The sequence below is a fragment of the Tenacibaculum sp. MEBiC06402 genome, assembly GCF_049239625.1.
Taxonomy (GTDB): Bacteria; Bacteroidota; Bacteroidia; order Flavobacteriales; family Flavobacteriaceae; genus Polaribacter.
Genome location: NZ_JBMKKT010000066.1, coordinates 1 through 3,205, shown reverse-complemented (window position 1 = coordinate 3,205; position 3,205 = coordinate 1). Strand labels below are relative to the sequence as shown.

The window sequence follows — 3,205 nt, the reverse complement described above, 5'->3', positions numbered from 1 at the left end:
AATGGTAATAATCCATTATCCGTAGCAGTCATCTCTATAACTCCCGCACTACTTCCATCACAATTCGCATTGTCCACTGCAACTGCTGTAAACACAGGCGTTATTGCTGGAGCAACAGTGATTTGTCTTGTTACAATACATCCTGATGTAACGTCCGTTACAACAACTTCGTAAGTACCATCGGTAGTAACAGTATGATCTGTAAATGTATCCGTACCAGTAATGCTACCAGAAGTTAAGGCTGGATCCGCAGTAGGCGCAACACCATTAATTGTATATGTGAAATTACCTGTAGCACCTAAATTCGCACCAGAAGCAACAGTAATTCTAATCAGTGCTTCTCCCGGAACACAATTCAAATTTTGTTGTATCGCTAAATTAAAATCTAACTCATCATAAATTGTAGCTGTAACGGTTGCACTAGTACAACCATTTGCATCACGAATTATAACATCATAAGAACCAGGTGTTAAACCATTTTCCGTATAGGTAACGTCTGTTGTTGGAGCACTAAATGTTGTACCTCCATCAATAGAATATTGATAAGGTGCCGTACCTCCAATCGTTTGAACTCCGTTAGTTGTATCAATGATAATACTTTTATCAGCTCCACACGTACTAGTAGTCACATCTGCTACTTCTAAAACTGGTGGTTGACTAACAGTTAAAGCCTGTGGACCTATATCTGTAGTACAACTATTTCCATTACTATCTGTAATTGTTACCGTTACATTGACTGGTAATGTAGTATCAGTTACATCTCCGTAAGCTACCTGAACAACATTACCACTTATAGAAGCTGTAGAAGCATTTGTAACCGATGCAACAGAATATGTGTAAGGCGGGAACCCACCCACTACATTATCTATTCTTATAGTACCAGGAGTACTACATGTTATATTATCAACTACAGTTAAATCACCTGTAATTGGAACTCCTTCAAGTATTCTAACATCCTCACTACCAAATAAACAACTAGTTGGAGGAGATGTTGTCTCAATATAATATAAGCCTGCTGATAAACCAGTAACTACGATATCTGCAAAACCATTTTGGGTTATCCCTGTATAACCAGCTACAGCAACGCCCGCATTTGTAACATCATCCCTACGATATAACGTATATTCAAAAGGATCAGATAAATCCCCAGATGTATTAGTTATAGTAAATGTTATTTGTCCAGTATCAGGTGGTCCTCCAGCACAATCATCGCTATCAGCAGTACCAACTAATAATACTCCAGGAGTAAATGTATCATATACATCTTCATTATTTTGCTCGATACATCCTGTACTTGTATCTCTTACATAGAAAGTATAAGTTAAACCTGGTGTTAAACCTGTAAAAGTTAACGTTCTAGGATCTGGTGCATCTGGTGCAAACCAAATTGTAGGATCATCAATAGCAAATTCAAAAGGTCCTACACCATTAATTGCTTCTACAGTTACACTAAACCCTCCAACACAAGTACCAGGATTAGCTACTGGATCTACAATTAATCCAGAAACCTGGAAAGGTATTGTATAAGGAGCAAATGTTGTTAAACAACGAACAGTGGCACCATCCACAATACGAATAGCAGGATATACTTCTGTACCTAAATTTATTCCTGTAAATGTGTCTGAAGCTTGCCATGTAGCACCATTATCCGAACTAAACTCGATTGTATATGGTGCCACTGATGGATATCCTGTAAATTCAAATCCAAATAATGATTCATTTCCTACAAAAGGAGTTCCACAAGGAGGAACAATAGGATCAATAGTTGCAGTTAATAATGGTGGGTCTGTTAGTGTAACAGAAGCTGAATCCGTACAACCTAAATCATCAGTAATAGTTACTGTATAGCTTCCCGCTGATAAATTAGTAAATGTATAACTTGTTCCTGTAAAATCAGTCACGTTAGTGGTAGTAACTCCATCTGTTATTGATAAATCATGTGGAGAAAGTCCATCTGATATAGTTACTTCAATGCTTCCTGTATCTCCATTACATGTAGGCTGCGTATCTGTTAGAGATATTGATACAGTCGTTACTGTATTAATTGTAACATTCGTAACTACTGTTTCACAATATCCTGCCGCACCCCCATTATCTCTAATATAAACATCATAAGTACCAGCTGCTAAACTTATAGGGTTTGTAGTACTAAAAGTACCATCTGCTGGTGTTCCAGCTCCTGCTGCAGTTACCGAGTATACATAAGAGCCATCTCCTCCTAATGCATTTACAGTAATAGATCCATTATTACAACTTGCGTCAATAACATCAACAGATGCAATTAATTCATCATTAATTACTCTAACTAATTGTGTAGTTGTACATCCTCTTCCGTCAATTACATCAATTGTATATGAACCGGCTCCTAAACCTGTAAAGGTATAAGTAGAAGCCCCTGGAACTTGAGGAGCTCCTCCGTTTAAGATATATTGATAATCACCATTACCTGATGTTACAGTCACTACTATTTCACCATTAGTTCCATCGTAACAATTTGTTGGTACTGCATCAAATGCAACAGTAGTAATTGGATTAACTGTTATGTTGAACGGAACTGATAAACATCCGTTGGTATCTTGAGCTATAATCGTGTGAGCTCCAGCAGCAACATCTGTGAATGATCCTGTTTGGAATGCTCCAACTCCATCTAATTGATATGTATAAGGTCCTGTTCCTCCAGAAGCACTAGGTTCAATTGTTGCACCAGTTGCTGGATTACAAGTAACCTCTTTTGTTATTGTTGCATTAGCAACAACAGGAGTTGCCTCACCTATCGTAACTGAAAGTGTTCTTTCACAAGCTGAAGATGCAGCATCTGGCCTAATTCTAACATCATAAGTAGCAGCTGAAAGACCTGTTACAGTTATCGGAGAAGTAGAAGTTGTTGTATATGTAGCACCTCCATCAGTACTATATTCATAAGTTCCTGTAAAGTTTAATACGTTCATTGAGAACTCACCATCACTTCCCCCATTACAAGTAGCATCTGTAACACTAGCTACTACCAATTGAGCTTGAAATTCTTGATTTGCATCGATTGTTACAATAACATCAGTAGTACAGTCACTTCCGTAATCAACTGTAATTGTATGATTACCAACTGCTAAATTATTAAACACATTCGAAGTCTGTGTAGTTGCTCCTAAGGTATAAGTGTAACTCGGATCTGTTGGGGTAATAGTCGCATTTCCTGTACCATCACAAT

The 3,205-nt window shown here is 37.7% G+C and carries 1 pseudogene; it reads right to left on the bottom strand.

Annotated elements, in window-relative coordinates:
* Positions 1-3,205 (bottom strand): annotated as a pseudogene (locus ACOSP6_RS00880) (hypothetical protein); the annotation flags it as partial.